At 62.0% G+C, this 14,645-nt stretch carries 12 protein-coding genes; 10 read left to right on the plus strand and 2 right to left on the minus strand.

The window, feature by feature from the left end:
* The 9 genes from AABC73_RS16635 to AABC73_RS16675 all read left to right on the plus strand — a co-directional run bounded on the left by AABC73_RS16635 (position 1) and on the right by AABC73_RS16675 (position 12,146).
* Entirely contained in the window at positions 1 to 903 is a 903-nt protein-coding gene (locus tag AABC73_RS16635) for a LysR family transcriptional regulator (protein ID WP_341520119.1), read from the plus strand.
* Positions 904 to 1,064: 161 nt separating this feature from the next.
* Positions 1,065 to 1,694 (plus strand): glutathione S-transferase, encoded by a 630-nt coding sequence (locus AABC73_RS16640; RefSeq protein WP_341520120.1) that lies wholly within the window; start codon positions 1,065 to 1,067, stop codon positions 1,692 to 1,694.
* 52 nt (positions 1,695 to 1,746) lie between these two features.
* Positions 1,747 to 3,804, plus strand: coding sequence for a pyridoxamine 5'-phosphate oxidase family protein (locus AABC73_RS16645; protein ID WP_341520121.1), 2,058 nt, complete (start codon positions 1,747 to 1,749; stop codon positions 3,802 to 3,804).
* A gap of 194 nt (positions 3,805 to 3,998) precedes the next feature.
* Entirely contained in the window at positions 3,999 to 6,995 is a 2,997-nt protein-coding gene (locus AABC73_RS16650) for a molybdopterin cofactor-binding domain-containing protein (protein WP_341520122.1), read from the plus strand.
* A complete protein-coding gene (locus tag AABC73_RS16655) occupies positions 6,992 to 7,798 on the plus strand; it encodes an FAD binding domain-containing protein (RefSeq protein ID WP_341520123.1) in 807 nt (268 codons plus the stop codon). The genes AABC73_RS16650 and AABC73_RS16655 overlap by 4 nt, the downstream gene beginning before the upstream one ends.
* 2 nt (positions 7,799 to 7,800) lie before the next feature.
* A complete protein-coding gene (locus AABC73_RS16660) occupies positions 7,801 to 8,307 on the plus strand; it encodes a (2Fe-2S)-binding protein (RefSeq protein WP_341520124.1) in 507 nt (168 codons plus the stop codon).
* Complete coding sequence (locus tag AABC73_RS16665; RefSeq protein ID WP_341520125.1) at positions 8,307 to 9,845, plus strand: AMP-binding protein; 1,539 nt, start codon at positions 8,307 to 8,309, stop codon at positions 9,843 to 9,845. The genes AABC73_RS16660 and AABC73_RS16665 overlap by 1 nt, the downstream gene beginning before the upstream one ends.
* A 19-nt stretch (positions 9,846 to 9,864) precedes the next feature.
* Complete coding sequence (locus AABC73_RS16670) at positions 9,865 to 10,668, plus strand: enoyl-CoA hydratase/isomerase family protein (protein ID WP_341520126.1); 804 nt, start codon at positions 9,865 to 9,867, stop codon at positions 10,666 to 10,668.
* A gap of 116 nt (positions 10,669 to 10,784) precedes the next feature.
* Positions 10,785 to 12,146, plus strand: coding sequence for an MFS transporter (locus AABC73_RS16675; RefSeq protein WP_341520127.1), 1,362 nt, complete (start codon positions 10,785 to 10,787; stop codon positions 12,144 to 12,146).
* On the opposite strand, the gene AABC73_RS16680 is transcribed toward AABC73_RS16675, so the two are convergent.
* The gene (locus AABC73_RS16680) at positions 12,139 to 12,948 is read right to left on the minus strand and encodes an alpha/beta hydrolase (RefSeq protein ID WP_341520128.1); all 810 of its coding nucleotides are present in this window, start codon (positions 12,946 to 12,948) and stop codon (positions 12,139 to 12,141) included. The genes AABC73_RS16675 and AABC73_RS16680 overlap by 8 nt on opposite strands.
* Before the next feature lie 293 nt (positions 12,949 to 13,241).
* On the opposite strand from AABC73_RS16680, the gene AABC73_RS16685 reads away from it, so the two are divergent.
* A complete protein-coding gene (locus AABC73_RS16685) occupies positions 13,242 to 14,096 on the plus strand; it encodes an AraC family transcriptional regulator (RefSeq protein WP_341520129.1) in 855 nt (284 codons plus the stop codon).
* 102 nt (positions 14,097 to 14,198) lie between these two features.
* On the opposite strand, the gene AABC73_RS16690 is transcribed toward AABC73_RS16685, so the two are convergent.
* A complete protein-coding gene (locus AABC73_RS16690; protein WP_341520130.1) occupies positions 14,199 to 14,630 on the minus strand; it encodes a hypothetical protein in 432 nt (143 codons plus the stop codon).
* Between the last annotated feature and the right edge of the window lie 15 nt (positions 14,631 to 14,645).

Genomic DNA, 14,645 nt, shown 5'->3' on the forward strand with positions numbered 1-14,645 from the left:
ATGGGCCACTACCGCCAGATAGAAATCTTCGCCGCAGTGGTCAAGGCAGGCAGCCTGGCATCGGCGGCGCGCAGCCTTGCTCTGTCACCCGCCACCATCATGCTTACAGTGACTGCACTGGAAACTCGCCTGGGAACCGTACTGCTATTGCGCGGCCCTCGTGGGATAAGCCTGAGCCGTGCGGGCGAACAGTTCGCCGCCAGTTGCCGGCTTATCCTGGAGGAAACCGCCGAGGCCGAGCGGTCGGCCGCTGGCCTGCATAGCCGCCCCACTGGCAAGTTGACCGTCGCGTTACCCTTGCTGATGGCCAACCAGGTTTTTACACCGTTGGCAGTGGAATACCTGGATACCTTCCCCGACGTGCAACTGCTGACCCTCACCCGCGAAAGCATGCCCAAGCTGCTGGAGGAAGGCATCGATGTCGCGCTGGTGGTTGGTCATCTTCCCGACTCATCCAGTTTCGCCGTATCGATTGGCACCGTCAGGCCGATCATCTGCGGCTCTCCCGCCTACCTTGCCCAATGGGGACGACCCGAAACGGCCGATGATCTGCGCGCGCATCGGACCCTCCTTGCGACATCCACAGGCCACGGGGCCGACTGGCGGTTGCACGGCGATACCTTCATGCACACGGTCAGAACCACACAAGTCCTTACCTGCACGACTCAGCAAGGCGCGATTCACGCCGCAGCCTGCGGGCTGGGGCTGATCCGTTGCATGAGCTACGAGGTCCATCAGGAGCTGCAATCCGGGCGACTTGAACCCGTATTGCAAGCGTTCACGGCGCCTGATCTGCCGGCGCAGCTTATCTACCGTGAAGGACGTAAAGCCAGCGCGCGAGTGCGTACTTTCATCGACTTTGCAGTGCCGCGTTTACGCCTTCATCAGGCTTTGCAGGCCTGACAACCGCCAGGCGGCTCCGACGCCCTTGTTGCAGAAACTGAAATCATGGATTGCCCGTCATGGCGATTCTGTTCTGCTGCATCCAGGCGCAGCATGCCGTATCACCAAAGCCGACCGGCTTGCTGCGGCAAGCCCCACTCACTGGATACGGAGTTTCCGACATGCCTCAACACCCGATCAAACTGTACCGCCATCCGCTTTCCGGCCACGCCCATCGTGTGGAACTGTTGCTCTCGCTGCTTGAGCTGCCGACTGAACTGGTGTTCGTCGACCTCGCCAAAGGCGCGCACAAGCAAGTCGAATTCCTCAAACTGAACCCCTTCGGCCAGGTGCCCGTGATCGATGACAACGGTACCGTGCTCAGCGACTCCAACGCGATTCTGGTCTATCTGGCAAAAACCTACGGCGACGGTCGTTGGCTGCCGCAAGAGCCCGTCGCGGCGGCACGGGTGCAGCGCTGGCTGTCGGTGGCTGCGGGCCAGGTAGCATTCGGTCCGGCTGCGGCGCGCCTGATCACTGTGTTTGGTGCGTCGCTCAATGCTGAGGACGTCATCAACCGCGCCCATGCTTTGTTCAAGATGATGGAAACGGAGCTGGGCACGGTGAAGTTCCTCACCGGCGATGCGCCAACCATCGCCGATATCGCCAACTACGCTTATATCGCTCATGCGCCAGAAGGGAATGTATCGCTTCAGGACTACCCGAACCTGCGCGCCTGGCTGGCGCGGGTCGAAGCGCTTCCGGGGTTCGTGCCCATGCAGTCCACCGCCGCCGGCCTGCTGGCGAGCTGAACCCGGACCAAGGCTGCCGGCAAGCTCCGGCAGCCACAAGGAGTGCCCGTTCATGGAAACCCTCCCGAAACACCGCCGTTCCCCCTGGCATGCCGGTGAGCGCGCGCTGCAACAAAAGATCGGCGCATCGGACCGCATGGAGGCGGCCGGGCAGAAGTTCATCCGCGATTACCTCCCCGACCAGCACCGGGATTTCTACCACCAGCTGCCGTTCATGATCGTCGGCGCGGTGGATGCCGAGAATCGTCCCTGGGCGACCCTGATCGAGGGACCGGAAGGCTTTGTCTCCTCCCCCGATCCGAAGCACCTTAGCCTCGATAGTGCGCCAGATCCGCAAGACCCTGCCGCACCCGGGCTGCAAGCTGGCAGTGCCATCGGCATGCTCGGTATCGAGCTGCACACGCGGCGCAGAAACCGTATCAACGGGGTGATTACCCAGGCGTCGGAGCGGCGCCTGGAAATCGCCGTCGAACATGCGTTCGGCAACTGCCCGCAGTACATCCAGCGCCGCACCTATACACGATTTTCAAGTGAGCTGGCCGTCAGGCCACCAAGGCAGGACCTTGCCGAGCTAGACCCGCGCGCTGTCGAGATGATCGACAATGCCGACACCTTCTTCGTCGCCAGCTACATGGTGCACGACGACCAGCAACGCTCGGTCGACGTCTCGCATCGCGGCGGGAGGCCTGGGTTTATCAAGGTGCAAGGCAATCGTCTGGTGATTCCCGACTACGCCGGCAACCTGCACTTCAATACCCTGGGCAATCTGCAGCTCAACCCCAAGGCCGGTCTGTTGTTCGTCGATTTCAGCACCGGCGACGTGCTGCAGCTCAGCGGACGTACCGAGTTGATCCTGGAAAGCCCAATGATCAACGCTTTCGAGGGAGCCGAGCGTCTGTGGACCTTCGATGTGGAGCAAGTCGTGCATCGCCCCGGGGCAGTCTCGCTGCGCTGGCAGTTTGAGGAATTTGCGCCCACCAGCCTGATGACCGGCACATGGGCCGGCGCCGACCAGCGCCTGCGGGAAATCGAGCAACGTCGGCAATGGCATCAATGGCGCGTGGTGCGCGTGGAGCAGGAAGCCACGGACATCCGTTCGCTGTATATCGAAGCACTGGATGGCGCGGCGGTGACCTTCCTCCCAGGACAACACATTCCGGTTCGCCTTCAGCCAAATGGCAGTGACGTGCTGATCAGAACCTACAGCGTGTCCAGCGCCCCTTCCGATAACCATCTGCGCATCAGCGTCAAGGTCCAGGGCCCAGCCTCGCGCTACTTGCATGAGCAACTGCACGTAGGCGATGTTCTGGAAATTCGCCATCCACTGGGCAGTTTTACCCTGAAGACCGACAGCGAACGGCCTGTCGTACTGATCGGTGCCGGCGTAGGTATTACCCCGTTGTTATCCATGGCACGGGAGCTGGTGGCGCAGATCGACAAGCAGCAGCGGAGTCAGCCCGTCTACCTGTTTCAAGGCGGCAAAACCCTGCATGACCTGCCCTTCCAGAATGAGATCCAGCAACTCAAGCAGCGTGCCTCGGGCCTTCTGCACCTGTGGCGCGCGTTGAGCAACGCTGGCGAGAACGCGCAACCGGGCGTGGATTTTGAGCTGTCGGGACGTCTGACCCTCAAGGACATCAAGGCCAACCTGCCGCTCGACGACTACGACTTCTACCTGTGCGGACCGGCCAGTTTTACTCAGGACATGTACGACGGTTTACGCAGCCTTAATATCCCTGACTTGCGTATCCATGCCGAAGCCTTTGGCCCCTCGACACTACAGCGCCACGGCGATGCACAGCGTCCGATCTTGATTCAGCCGCCACCCGCCAGCACGCCGGTGCCGGTGTACTTCGCAACCTCCGCCAAGGAAGCGCGCTGGACCCCGCAAGCCGGCAGTCTCCTGGAACTGGCGGAGAGCCGTGGCCTGAACCCCGACTTCAGTTGTCGCGGCGGGTCGTGCGGCACCTGCAGAACGCGGCTAATCAGCGGCCAGGTCCACTACCCCAACCCGCCGGCAGAACTGCCGGAAGACGATATGGTGCTGATCTGCTGCGCAGTTCCTGCAGAGGGCGAAAGCGGCATCCAGCCTCTGGTCCTGGATCTCTAGGGAGGAAATAACGCTTTGACTTGCCGCTGACGAAGTCCGCACTGACGAATTTCAGACTCCAGGGCAAATTTCCCGACTCCCGCGCGGAACTCCGTCAGCCAAGGCAAGGCATTGTGCGGTCCCATTGTTCACACTCGGCTCTAAAGCAATCGCACGTTCAATGACTGCGATGCATAAAAACAAGAGCCCGGAACATGAACAGTCATCCGCCTGATACCCAAGCCAACACCGGCCATATCGGCGCCCGGCAAGCGCGTGTCGAAGATGCCGCCCTGCTGCGCGGTCTGGGTCGATATGCCGACGATGCGGCCATCCCGCCCGGCACCTTGCATGCGGCAATCGTCCGCTCGCCCCATGCCCATGCCCGTATTACCGCCATCGACTTCGCCACCGCGCTGACCATGAAAGGCGTCCATGGCGTACTGGTCGGCGAAGACGTCAAACGCTGGGCGCTGCCGTTTCCGGTAGGCGTGCGGCAACCCATGGAGCATTGGTGCGTTGCGGTCGACAAGGTGCGGTACGTCGGCGAACCAGTTGCGGTGGTGATTGCCGAGAATCGTTATCTGGCCGAGGACGCCATCGAAGCGGTGCGCGTTGATTATGAGCCGCTGCCGCCGATCATCGATCCCGAGGCTGCTACCGGTGAACAGGCGCCGTTGCTCCACGAAGCGGTCGGCAGCAACGTTGTCAACGAACGTCATTTTCGCTATGGCGAACCCGAACAGGCCTTCGAGTCCGCAGCCCATCGGATCTCGCTGAAGATTCAGTATCCGCGCAGTTCCTGTACGCCAATCGAATGTTATGTGGTCCTCGCGCAATTTGAGCGCACTACTGGCGTGTATGACGTGATGGCCAACTTCCAGGGTCCATACGCGCTGCATACGGTCATGGCGCGAGCCTTGAACGTGCCAGGCAATCGTCTGCGCCTGCGCACCCCCAAGGACTCCGGCGGCAGCTTCGGCATCAAGCAGGGCGTCTTTCCCTATGTGGTGATGATGGGTCTGGCCGCTCGCAAGGTCGGCGCGCCGGTGAAATGGGTGGAGGATCGCCTGGAACATTTGCAGGGGGCGTCATCGGCCACCAACCGCGTCACTGAAATCGAAGCGGCGGTAGACGCCGATGGTCGGGTGACAGCCATGCGCTATGACCAGATTGATGACTGCGGAGCCTACCTGCGCGCCCCGGAACCGGCCACGTTCTACCGCATGCACGGCAACCTTACCGGGGCCTACGCCATACGCAACCTGCTGGTCCGCAACCGGGTGGTACTGACCAACAAGACCCCTACCGGCCTGAACCGTGGTTTTGGTGGGCCACAAGTCTATTTCGCCCTGGAGCGACTGATGCAGCACATCGCCGTGCAGCTCAAGCTCGATCCTCTGGAAGTGATTCGCCGCAATCTTGTGCCTGCCGACGCGTTCCCCTACCGCGCCGCAGCCGGCGCTTTGCTGGATTCCGGCGATTACCAGGCGGGCATCGCCCTGGCGGTCAACGATGGCGGGCTGGCCGAACTGATCCAGCGCCGCGACAAGGCGCGCGCCGAAGGCCGGATCTACGGCATCGGCTATGCCGCCGTGGTCGAACCGTCGATATCCAACATGGGCTATATCACCACCGCCATGACCGCCGAAGAGCGCCGCAAGGCCGGGCCGAAAAACGGTGCGGTGAGTACCGCCACCATCACCGTCGGGCCTTTGGGTGACGTGACGGTGCATGTGTCCTCCACGCCTCAAGGCCAGGGCCATCAGACCGCCGTCGCGCAAGTGGTGGCCGAAGTGCTGGGCGTGACTCTGGAATCGATCATCGTCAATGTCGAGCTCGACACCCAGAAAGACGCCTGGTCGATTGCCTCGGGCAACTACTCCAGCCGCTTTGCCGGGGCCGTGGCCGGCGTTGTGTATCAGGCGGCAATCAAAATTCGTGATCGGCTGGCCAGGCTGGCCGCCGTGCAGCTCAAGGTAGATGCTGAGGACGTGCGCTTTGCCGGTGGCAAGGTCTTCGTGGTGGACGGTCCTGGCGCGCCCTTTCACCGGATTGCCGGTGCAGCGCATTGGGCGCCGGGTTTGCTGCCCGAGGGCGAGTCCGGCGGCATGCGCGAAACGGCATTCTGGTCGCCGCCGCAGTTGACCGCGCCAGATGACGCGGACCTGGTCAACAGCTCGCTGTGCTACGGGTTCGTCTTTGATATCTGCGCCCTGGAAATTGACCCGGTCACCGGCGCGATCCATATCGATCGCTACATCACCAGTCACGACGCCGGACGCATGCTCAACCCGGACCTGGTGGATGGCCAGATCCGTGGCGGTTTCACCCAGGGGCTGGGCGCCGCATTGATGGAAGAATTCGCCTACGGCGCCGATGGCAGTTTCCTGTCCGGCACCTTCGCCGACTATCTGGTGCCCACCGCCCCGGAAGTCATCGAGCCAATGATCCTGCACATGGAAACGCCCTCGCCTTTCACTCCGCTGGGGGCCAAGGGTGTCGGCGAAGGCAACAACATGAGTACGCCGGTGTGCATCGCCAATGCGGTGGCCGATGCGCTGGGTCGTGACGACATCCGCCTGCCGCTGACGCCGTCGAGGGTTCGCACCCTGATCGGCATCGACGAGCCGCCGCGCCCCGCTGGCATGGAACAGGACGACAGTTTCCCGGCCGAAGCCACCGGCGGCCCGGCTCTGCGCGCCAGCGATTCGGTGGTGATCCCGGCCACGCCGCAACAGGTATTCGACACCCTGCTGGATCCGCAAACCCTCAAGGCGATCATCCCCGGATGCCATGCACTGGAGCTGGAAGGCGAAAACCGCTACAGCGCCGATGTCACCGTGGGCGTCGGCATGATTCGGGCGCGCTTCGAGGCCAAGGTGGCCCTCAGTGATCTGGACCCGCCGCACTCCCTGCGCCTGTCCGGCTCGGGCAACAGCTCGATGGGATCGGCCATCGGCCACGCCAAGGTGCGGTTCGTCGAACTGGAAAATGGCCAGACACGCCTTGAATACCACTATCAGGTTTCGGTCAGCGGCAAGGTCGCCGCGGTGGGCGGGCGCATGCTGCAAGGTGCTTCGAAAGTCATCATCGGTCAGATATTCACCCGTCTTTCCCAGCGGGTCACCGGCCAGGCAATCAGCGGCAGCTGGTGGACACGCCTGAAAGCCACCGTTGCCGCGCTGCTGGGCAAAGGAGGTGCGCAATGAAGCCGGCCTCGTTTGATTACGTACGCGCCAGCAGCCGTCGCGAGGTGCTCGACCTGCTCGCAGAGTATGGCCAGGAGGCCCGGATCATTGCCGGCGGCCAGTCGCTGATGGCAGTGCTGAACATGCGCCTGGCCCAGCCAAAACTGCTGATCGACATCAACCATGTGCCAGACCTGAACTTCATCGAGCGGCGCCGGGATTGTCTGGCAGTGGGCGCGGCGATACGTCAGGCGCAATTGCTGGAACGCCCGTCATTGACCGATGAAGTGCCGCTGCTGGCCCTGGCCATGCCGTGGATCGGGCATTTCCAGACCCGCAACCGCGGCACGGTCTGCGGGTCCGTCGCCCACGCCGACCCCAGCGCCGAATTGCCGCTGTGCCTGGTCACCCTTGGCGGGGAAATCGTTTTGCAATCGAAAAAAGGTCAGCGCAGCGTCAAAGCCGACGAGTTCTTCCAGGGAATCCTGACTACCGACAAGCGTGCTGACGAGCTGGTGGTCGAGGTGCGCTTCCCCCTCAAGCGCGAAGGCATTACCTACCGCTTCCAGGAAATTGCCATGCGTCACGGTGACTTCGCCATGGTCGCCCTGGCGGCGGCGATCGGTGAGGAACAGGTGGAGTTCGGCATCGGCGGCGTCAGCGACCGGCCGCAACATCGGCGCCTGGTCCGTGGCGCCACGCTCAAGGATGCATTGAACGAAGTGGCCTGGTCGCTGGACGCTCAGGACGATGTACACGCCAGCGCCGCCTATCGCCGACAGCTGGTTCGCGAACTGGGGCAGCGCCTCATTGAAGGAGTCTGATCATGCGCGTCAATGCCGACCAAGCTTTTCTCGTCAACCTGAAACTCAATGGCCGCGACCGTCAGGCAAGCACCGAACCGCGCACCCAGCTGTGTGATTTCCTGCGCCATGACTTGGGCGCCACTGGCGTGCATGTCGGCTGTGAACATGGCGTCTGCGGTGCCTGCACTGTGCTGGTGGACGGTGTGGCCATGCGCTCGTGCCTGATGTTGGCGGTGCAGAGCCATGAGCGACGCATTGACACCGTGGAATCGCTGGCCGAGGACGATGTACTCAGCGATCTGCAGCAGGCATTCCGCCGTCATCACGCGCTGCAATGCGGCTTTTGCACGGCGGGCATTCTCATGTCCTGCGTGGACTTCCTCGAACGGGTACCCGTCCCGGACGAAACCCAGGTTCGCGACATGCTGTCCGGGCATCTGTGCCGTTGCACCGGTTACACCGGCATGGTCCGGGCTGTTCTTGAAGTGGCATCACAACGTCAAACGAACCAGGAGGTAAAACAATAATGTTCGATCTCGGACGCAGCTTCCTCGCTGCCGTCGAACGCCGTCCCGATGCAGTGGCGGTCAGCGATGCAGCCCTGAAAAAAACCTACCAGCAGTGGTTCATCGATATTCAACGTGCCGCCCACGGCCTGGAACGCCTGGGCCTGAAACGCGGCGACCGGATGCTGGTAGCGATGCAAAACCGCTGGCAAATGGCGACCCTGCACTGGGCTTGCCAATTTGCCGGGATAGTCGTGACTCCGCTGAACTGGCGCTCTACCGGCGAAGAACTGGCCCATTGCATCACCGATGCGCAGGTCAAGGCCATCGCCTATGACGACGCCACCGCTGCGGCGCTGGCCGCCTGCCCCAGCGCCGCCGCCCTGCCGCGTATCGCCAGCGGCGAACGTGTGGCATCGGATGACCTGAGCTTCGAGGAGCTATGCGCCGAAGCCCCAGCCGCCACCATCCTGCGCGCCACGGCCGAGGATTTTTCCCTGCTGCTGTATACCTCCGGAACCACCAGCAAGCCCAAGGGCGTACCACGCCGCCACCGTGCCGAGCGCGCGGCAGCTGTGGCCCATGTCGCGCAGAATCTGTACCGGCATGACGAATGCACGCTCGGCGTGATGCCCCTGTATCACACCATGGGCGTGCGCTCGCTGCTGTCCATGGCCTTGATCGACGGACATTTCGTCTGTGTGCCGCGCTTCGATGCGGAAGCGACTTTGCAAGCCATTGAGCAGCAGCAGGTCAGCAACCTGTACCTGGTGCCGACCCTGTATCACATGCTCATCGAGCATCCGGGCTTTCGCAAGGAACGGGTCGCCAGCGTGAAAAAAATCGGCTTCGCCGGTGCGCCCATGAGTGACGGGTTGATGAAGCGCGTCGAGCAGGCCTTCAAGCCGGAATTGTTCGTCAATCATTACGGCTGTTCGGAAATCTACACCTTCACCATCGACCAGCACGCCCATCACAAACCGGGTTCTTCCGGTCGGGGTGCGCTTAATCAGCGCATCCGCATCGTGCCACTGGATACCACCGACCCGAGCATCGCGTCCCGCCAGGGTGAGGAAGGCCAGATCATTGCCGACCTCGCCAGCGATGAAGCGTTCGAGGGTTACCTGAATCGCCCGGATGCCACGGCCAAAGCACTGCACGATGGCTGGTACTTCACCGGTGATATCGGCTACTTCGATGCAGACGGCGACCTTTTCGTCACTGGCCGGGTCGACGACCTGATCATTACCGGCGGCGAGAATGTCAGCCCGGTGGAAATCGAAAGCCTGCTGTCTCTGCACCCCGCGATTGAAGAAGTGGTGGTGGTCGGCCTGCCGGACGAGCAATGGGGCAAGATCATCGCGGCCTTCATCAAGCTGCGTTGCGCCGTCAGCCAGGCCGAACTCGATGCGCACTGCATCGCCTCGGGGCTGGCCAAATTCAAGCGTCCGCGTCACTACCAGTTCATCGATCAAATCCCGAAATCGCCGGTCGGCAAGGTGTTACGTCGCGTGCTGCTCGAAGAGCATCAGGCAAAAACCTTGAAGACCGCGTGCTAATCCCCAGGAGGACATTCACATGCAACTGCAATCGATCCAGCAATTTCTCGACACCGAATTCGATGGCTTTCAGGTCGTGGTCGATACGGCCCGGCAGCGCGCCGACATCATTCTCAACCGCCCACCGTTGAACGTGATCGCCATGCCCCAGCGCGATGTGCTGCGCCAGGTATTCGAGGCCCTCGACGAACATCCGGGAGTTAGGGTTATCGTGCTGCGCGCGGAAGGCGAGCACTTTTCCAGCGGCGGTGACATCAAGGGCTTCCTTGAGGCCTCGCCGGAGCATGTCTCCAAGCTGGCCTGGAACGTGGCAGCGCCTGCCCGCTGTGAGAAACCGGTGATTGTCGCCAATCGCGGCTACACCTTTGGCGTGGGTTTCGAGCTGTCCCTGACCTGTGATTTTCGCGTCGCCTCGGAGACCACCCGCTACGCATTGCCGGAACAGAATCTGGGGCAGATTCCCGGTTCGGGCGGCTCTGCCCGCCTGCAGAAAATGATCGGCATCACCCGCACCAAGCACATGGTCATGCGTGCCAAGCGCATCAGCGGGCAGCAGGCCTACAACTGGGGTATCGCCACTGAATGCGTCCCGGATAACGAGCTGGAAAACACGGTCGACGCCCTGGTGGAAGAACTGTGCCGCTTCTCGCCCCTGGCCCAGCGCACTGCCAAGCGTCTGATCAACGACAACGAAAACTCGCCGCTGACCGTGGCCATCGAGATGGAAGGCCATTGCTACAGCCGCCTGCGCAGCTCCCAGGATTTCAAGGAAGGCGTCGAGGCATTTCATGGCAAGCGAGCAGCCGTATTCAAGGGCGAATGACAGATCCTGCGCAAGCGATACCGGTGCAGCAGCGAAGCTCCTGCACCCCCCTCGTTTCGCCAGTGCTTGTTTGAGTATGTTTCTCCCTGATAACTATAAAAATCGGAGTCACTGTCATGGCAACAATCGATACCAGCACCACGACGCACTCAACCGCCTCGCCGCCGGACGCGCCCGCCGCAGGCTATCTACCTGCACGCAAGGCATTGCTGGCAGGCTTCGCTTCGACCTTCGGCTGGGCGCTGGACCTGTTTGACCTGTTCATCCTGCTGTACGTGGCGCCAATCATTGGCCGACTGTTTTTTCCGTCGGACACGCCAACCCTTTCCCTGGCCGCCGTCTACGCATCGTTTGCCGTGGCGTTGCTGGTACGTCCGCTGGGCTCGGCGATCTTCGGTGCCTATGCCGACAAGCACGGGCGCAAGCGCGCGCTGATGGTGTCGATGGTGGGCGTTGGCATATCTACGGCGCTGTTCGGCGTGCTGCCAACCCTGGCCCAGGTCGGCGTCATTGCGCCGGTGCTGTTTCTGATGCTGCGGATCGTCCAGGGGATTTTCGTCGGCGGCATCGTGGCCTCGACTCACACCATCGGCACCGAATCTATCTCGCCGCGCTACCGGGGCCTGATGTCCGGCCTGATTGGCGGGGCCGGAGCCGGTATGGGTTCGTTGCTGGCATCGTTCGCCTACCTGGTGCTTTCCGAAGTCTTCCCCGGCGCCGAGTTTGACGTGTGGGGCTGGCGCTGCATGTTTTTCTGCGGGCTGATCAGCACGGTGTTCGGCCTGCTGATGTTTCGCTTCCTGGAAGAAACGCCGGTATGGCGCCAATTACAGGAAACGCGCAAGAACACCCCGGCGAAACCGACGCAATCGCCGCTCAAGCGCCTGTTCGGTGTGGAATACCGCAAGGTCATGCTGATCAACCTGCTGATCACCTTCGGTGGCGGCGCTACCTATTACCTGGCCTGCGGTTACTTGCCGACGCTGCTCAACGTGGTCGCCAAAGTGCCCCACACCGAAACGTCGCAACTGTTGATGTACGGTTCGCTGAGCACCATCATCGGCTCACTCGCGTTCGGCTATGTCAGCGACCTCATAGGTCGCAAAAAGACCTTCATTGTCCTGGGCGTGCTCAATCTGGTCAGCCTGCCGCTGATGTTTCTTCACGTCGCCGAGCCCGGCTCGCTGCTGCGAACCGCGCTGTATTGCTCGGGGATCGCCTTCATGGGTGGAGCGATCATTGCGCCGATCCTGATCTTCCTCAACGAACGCTTTGCAACCGAGCTGCGCGCCAGCGGCACCGGGCTGTCGTGGAATATCGGCTTCGCCCTGGGCGGGACCATGCCGACCTTCGTCTCCCTGGCCAGCAGCAGCCCGGCACAGATTCCTCAGGTACTGGCGATTTTTGCCGTGGTGCTGTCGCTCATCTATCTGGTCGGCAGCCTGGTGGTGCCGGAAACCAAGGGAAACTTCAATTGAAGGCTGGGGAATCCGGCAACGCCAGAACGAAGTCGCTGATCAGCTGCAAGGTCTGCTCGGTGGCTTCGCGCTGGGGAAAATGCTGGCAATCGTCCAGCAGGACACAGCGACACGTTGCGCCCACATGACGTTCGATGACCGCCAACTGTTCCGCCGTGGCGTATTGATCGTCACGGCCCTGGATAACCAGCAAGGGCCGAGTGATGTTCTTGAGCCGCGCCACCAGCGGCTCAAGACTGAAATCCGGGTGCAGCCAGCTGTCGCTCCAGCCATGGAATGCGCCAGTTGCGTTATCACCATGATGACGCGTCAGTTGCTCGCGCAAGGAGCCTGTATGCCACAGCGCCGTGGTCTGGCGCACGCCCGCGAGGGTTTGCGCTTCGACCAGCACGTGGGGAGCCAGGGCGATGCTGCCACGCACGCGGGGATCATTGAGCGCGGCATAAGCCAGAACAATCGACCCGCCATCGCTGTGGCCCAGCAAAACCACATCGTGCAGCGCCAGTGCATCCAGCAGACGGGCCAGTTCCGCCGGACCGTCATGGCTCAGATAGTCGAGGCCGCGAGGCAGCGTCACCGGACTGGATCGACCGTAACCCTGGCGACTGTAGACCAGCACGCCGCACCCGGTGGCGCTGCGCAGCCGCTCGGGGTAGTCGCGCCACTGAGCGGCGCAGCCCAGGCCTTCGTGCAGCAGCACCAGGGTTGGTCGTCCGGCAAGGGTTCCCGGCAGATGCCGGTATTCAAGGTCGATCTCGCCGAGCGCGAGGCGGCCGGTGTTGGCAACGGATTCACAAGACATGAGGGGGCTGACACTGAAAACGAGAGCCGAAGATTACCGCAGTCGCCCTGGGTCAGGTGAATCGGCATGCAACTTCTGGATGTGCAGGCCATTGAGCAGAAGATCGCCCTGCCACCCAAATCTGTCTGGACGCGGGCCGTGGTCTACGGGATATTGAACCCTTGGCCGCGCTGTCGATCTGCTATCAGACAAGCGCGCACAACAGCGCCCCGCCAGACAGAGCAACGACTGCCCTACTCCTTCGGTGCAGCCGCAAAATAACAGCCGCTTCAAGCGAGCGAGGGAGTTACCCAATGTCGATTGCCCAACGAGTGTTTCACGGAAAATTTGGCCGTGTCGCGTTGCTCAACATGGATCGAGCCTTGGTGACTCACACCCATTCCGAATGCCACGTGCTGGTCAAGGTTTCCGGGGAAGACACCTACTTCAACGTCAATGGACGGCGAGTTCCCCTGGCGGATCGCAGCGCAGTGCTGGTCAATGCCTGGGAGCCGCATTTCTATGACCCGCAACCCGGGGCCGGCAATACCCTGATCCTGGCGCTGTACATCGAACCGGCATGGCTGGCCACCGCTCAGCAGTCGCTGGCGCTGAGTGCACGGCCGGACTTCTTCCCGCATCCGTGTATTGACCTGTCGCTGCAGATTCGCACCCTGGCCGATATCCTGATTGCCGAGATGCACGGCTACGGGTTGGTCCCCAAGGAGCGCATCGAGTTCCTGCTGTTCGATTTCCTGATCCAGTTGATCGAAGACTTTTCCCAGTGGCGCCAGCTATGGCGCCAGGGTGCGCCGAGTCATGGCGAGTTTCGCGACGCACGCATCCGCCGTGGCACGGCTTACTTGCTGGAACATCTTGAACAACCCGACCTGATCGACAACGCGGCGCGTGCCAGTGGATTGTCCAGAGCGCACTTCTTCGCCCTGTTCAAGAAAGACACCGGCATGACGCCGACCCTGATGGTCAACGACGCCCGCATGCGCCGCGCGTTTACCTGGCTGGAGCGCGAGCGCAGCGGCACTCTCGGACTGCTGTCGGAGAGTCTCGGGTTCTCTGAGCAGGGCCATTTCACCCGCTTCTTTCGCCAGCACATCGGCGCCTCACCGAGCCAGTACCAGCGTGTGGTGGACAGCTACGCCAACAGTTGAGGCCCAGCTGCAGGTCGAATTGCCCCACGGATCATGGTGTCACTGAAGATCGGACAATCGACGGGATCCGACAACACCGGCGGCTGGCGTAGACATGGCGGATTAGGCCAGTCGCCCCCACGTCTGAACCAGCCCGACAAGATGGGTAATACCGAAAACGATGCAGATTGCCGAGCTGATCCAAATGAATCGCCTGGTTCGGCCGGTATCCTTCAATAGCAAAGGCCCGGCGAAACCGCGTAGCAGGTAGATGACCGTAATGACGCTCAGCGCTGGGCGCAGCAGTGGTAACGGACGAATCACCGCCGCGCCGGACAAGGCATACGCCGCCCAGACCATCAGGACCAACGCGATTCCAGTCGTGATGATTGCCGGAAACGCTCTTCCCGCCTCTGCCGCGCGAATAAAGCGTTTGCCCGCGCCAGCAAGCCGATACCCGGCAGGACCCGCAATGACAACCCCCACATGCAAAACGGCAGCCCCGGCGCTGAACGCTGCGCTGATGATCAGTGCCAGATTGTATTCGTCGCCCACGCGTTTCTCCTTCCC

The sequence above is a fragment of the Pseudomonas sp. G.S.17 genome, assembly GCF_038096165.1.
Classification (GTDB): Bacteria; Pseudomonadota; Gammaproteobacteria; order Pseudomonadales; family Pseudomonadaceae; genus Aquipseudomonas.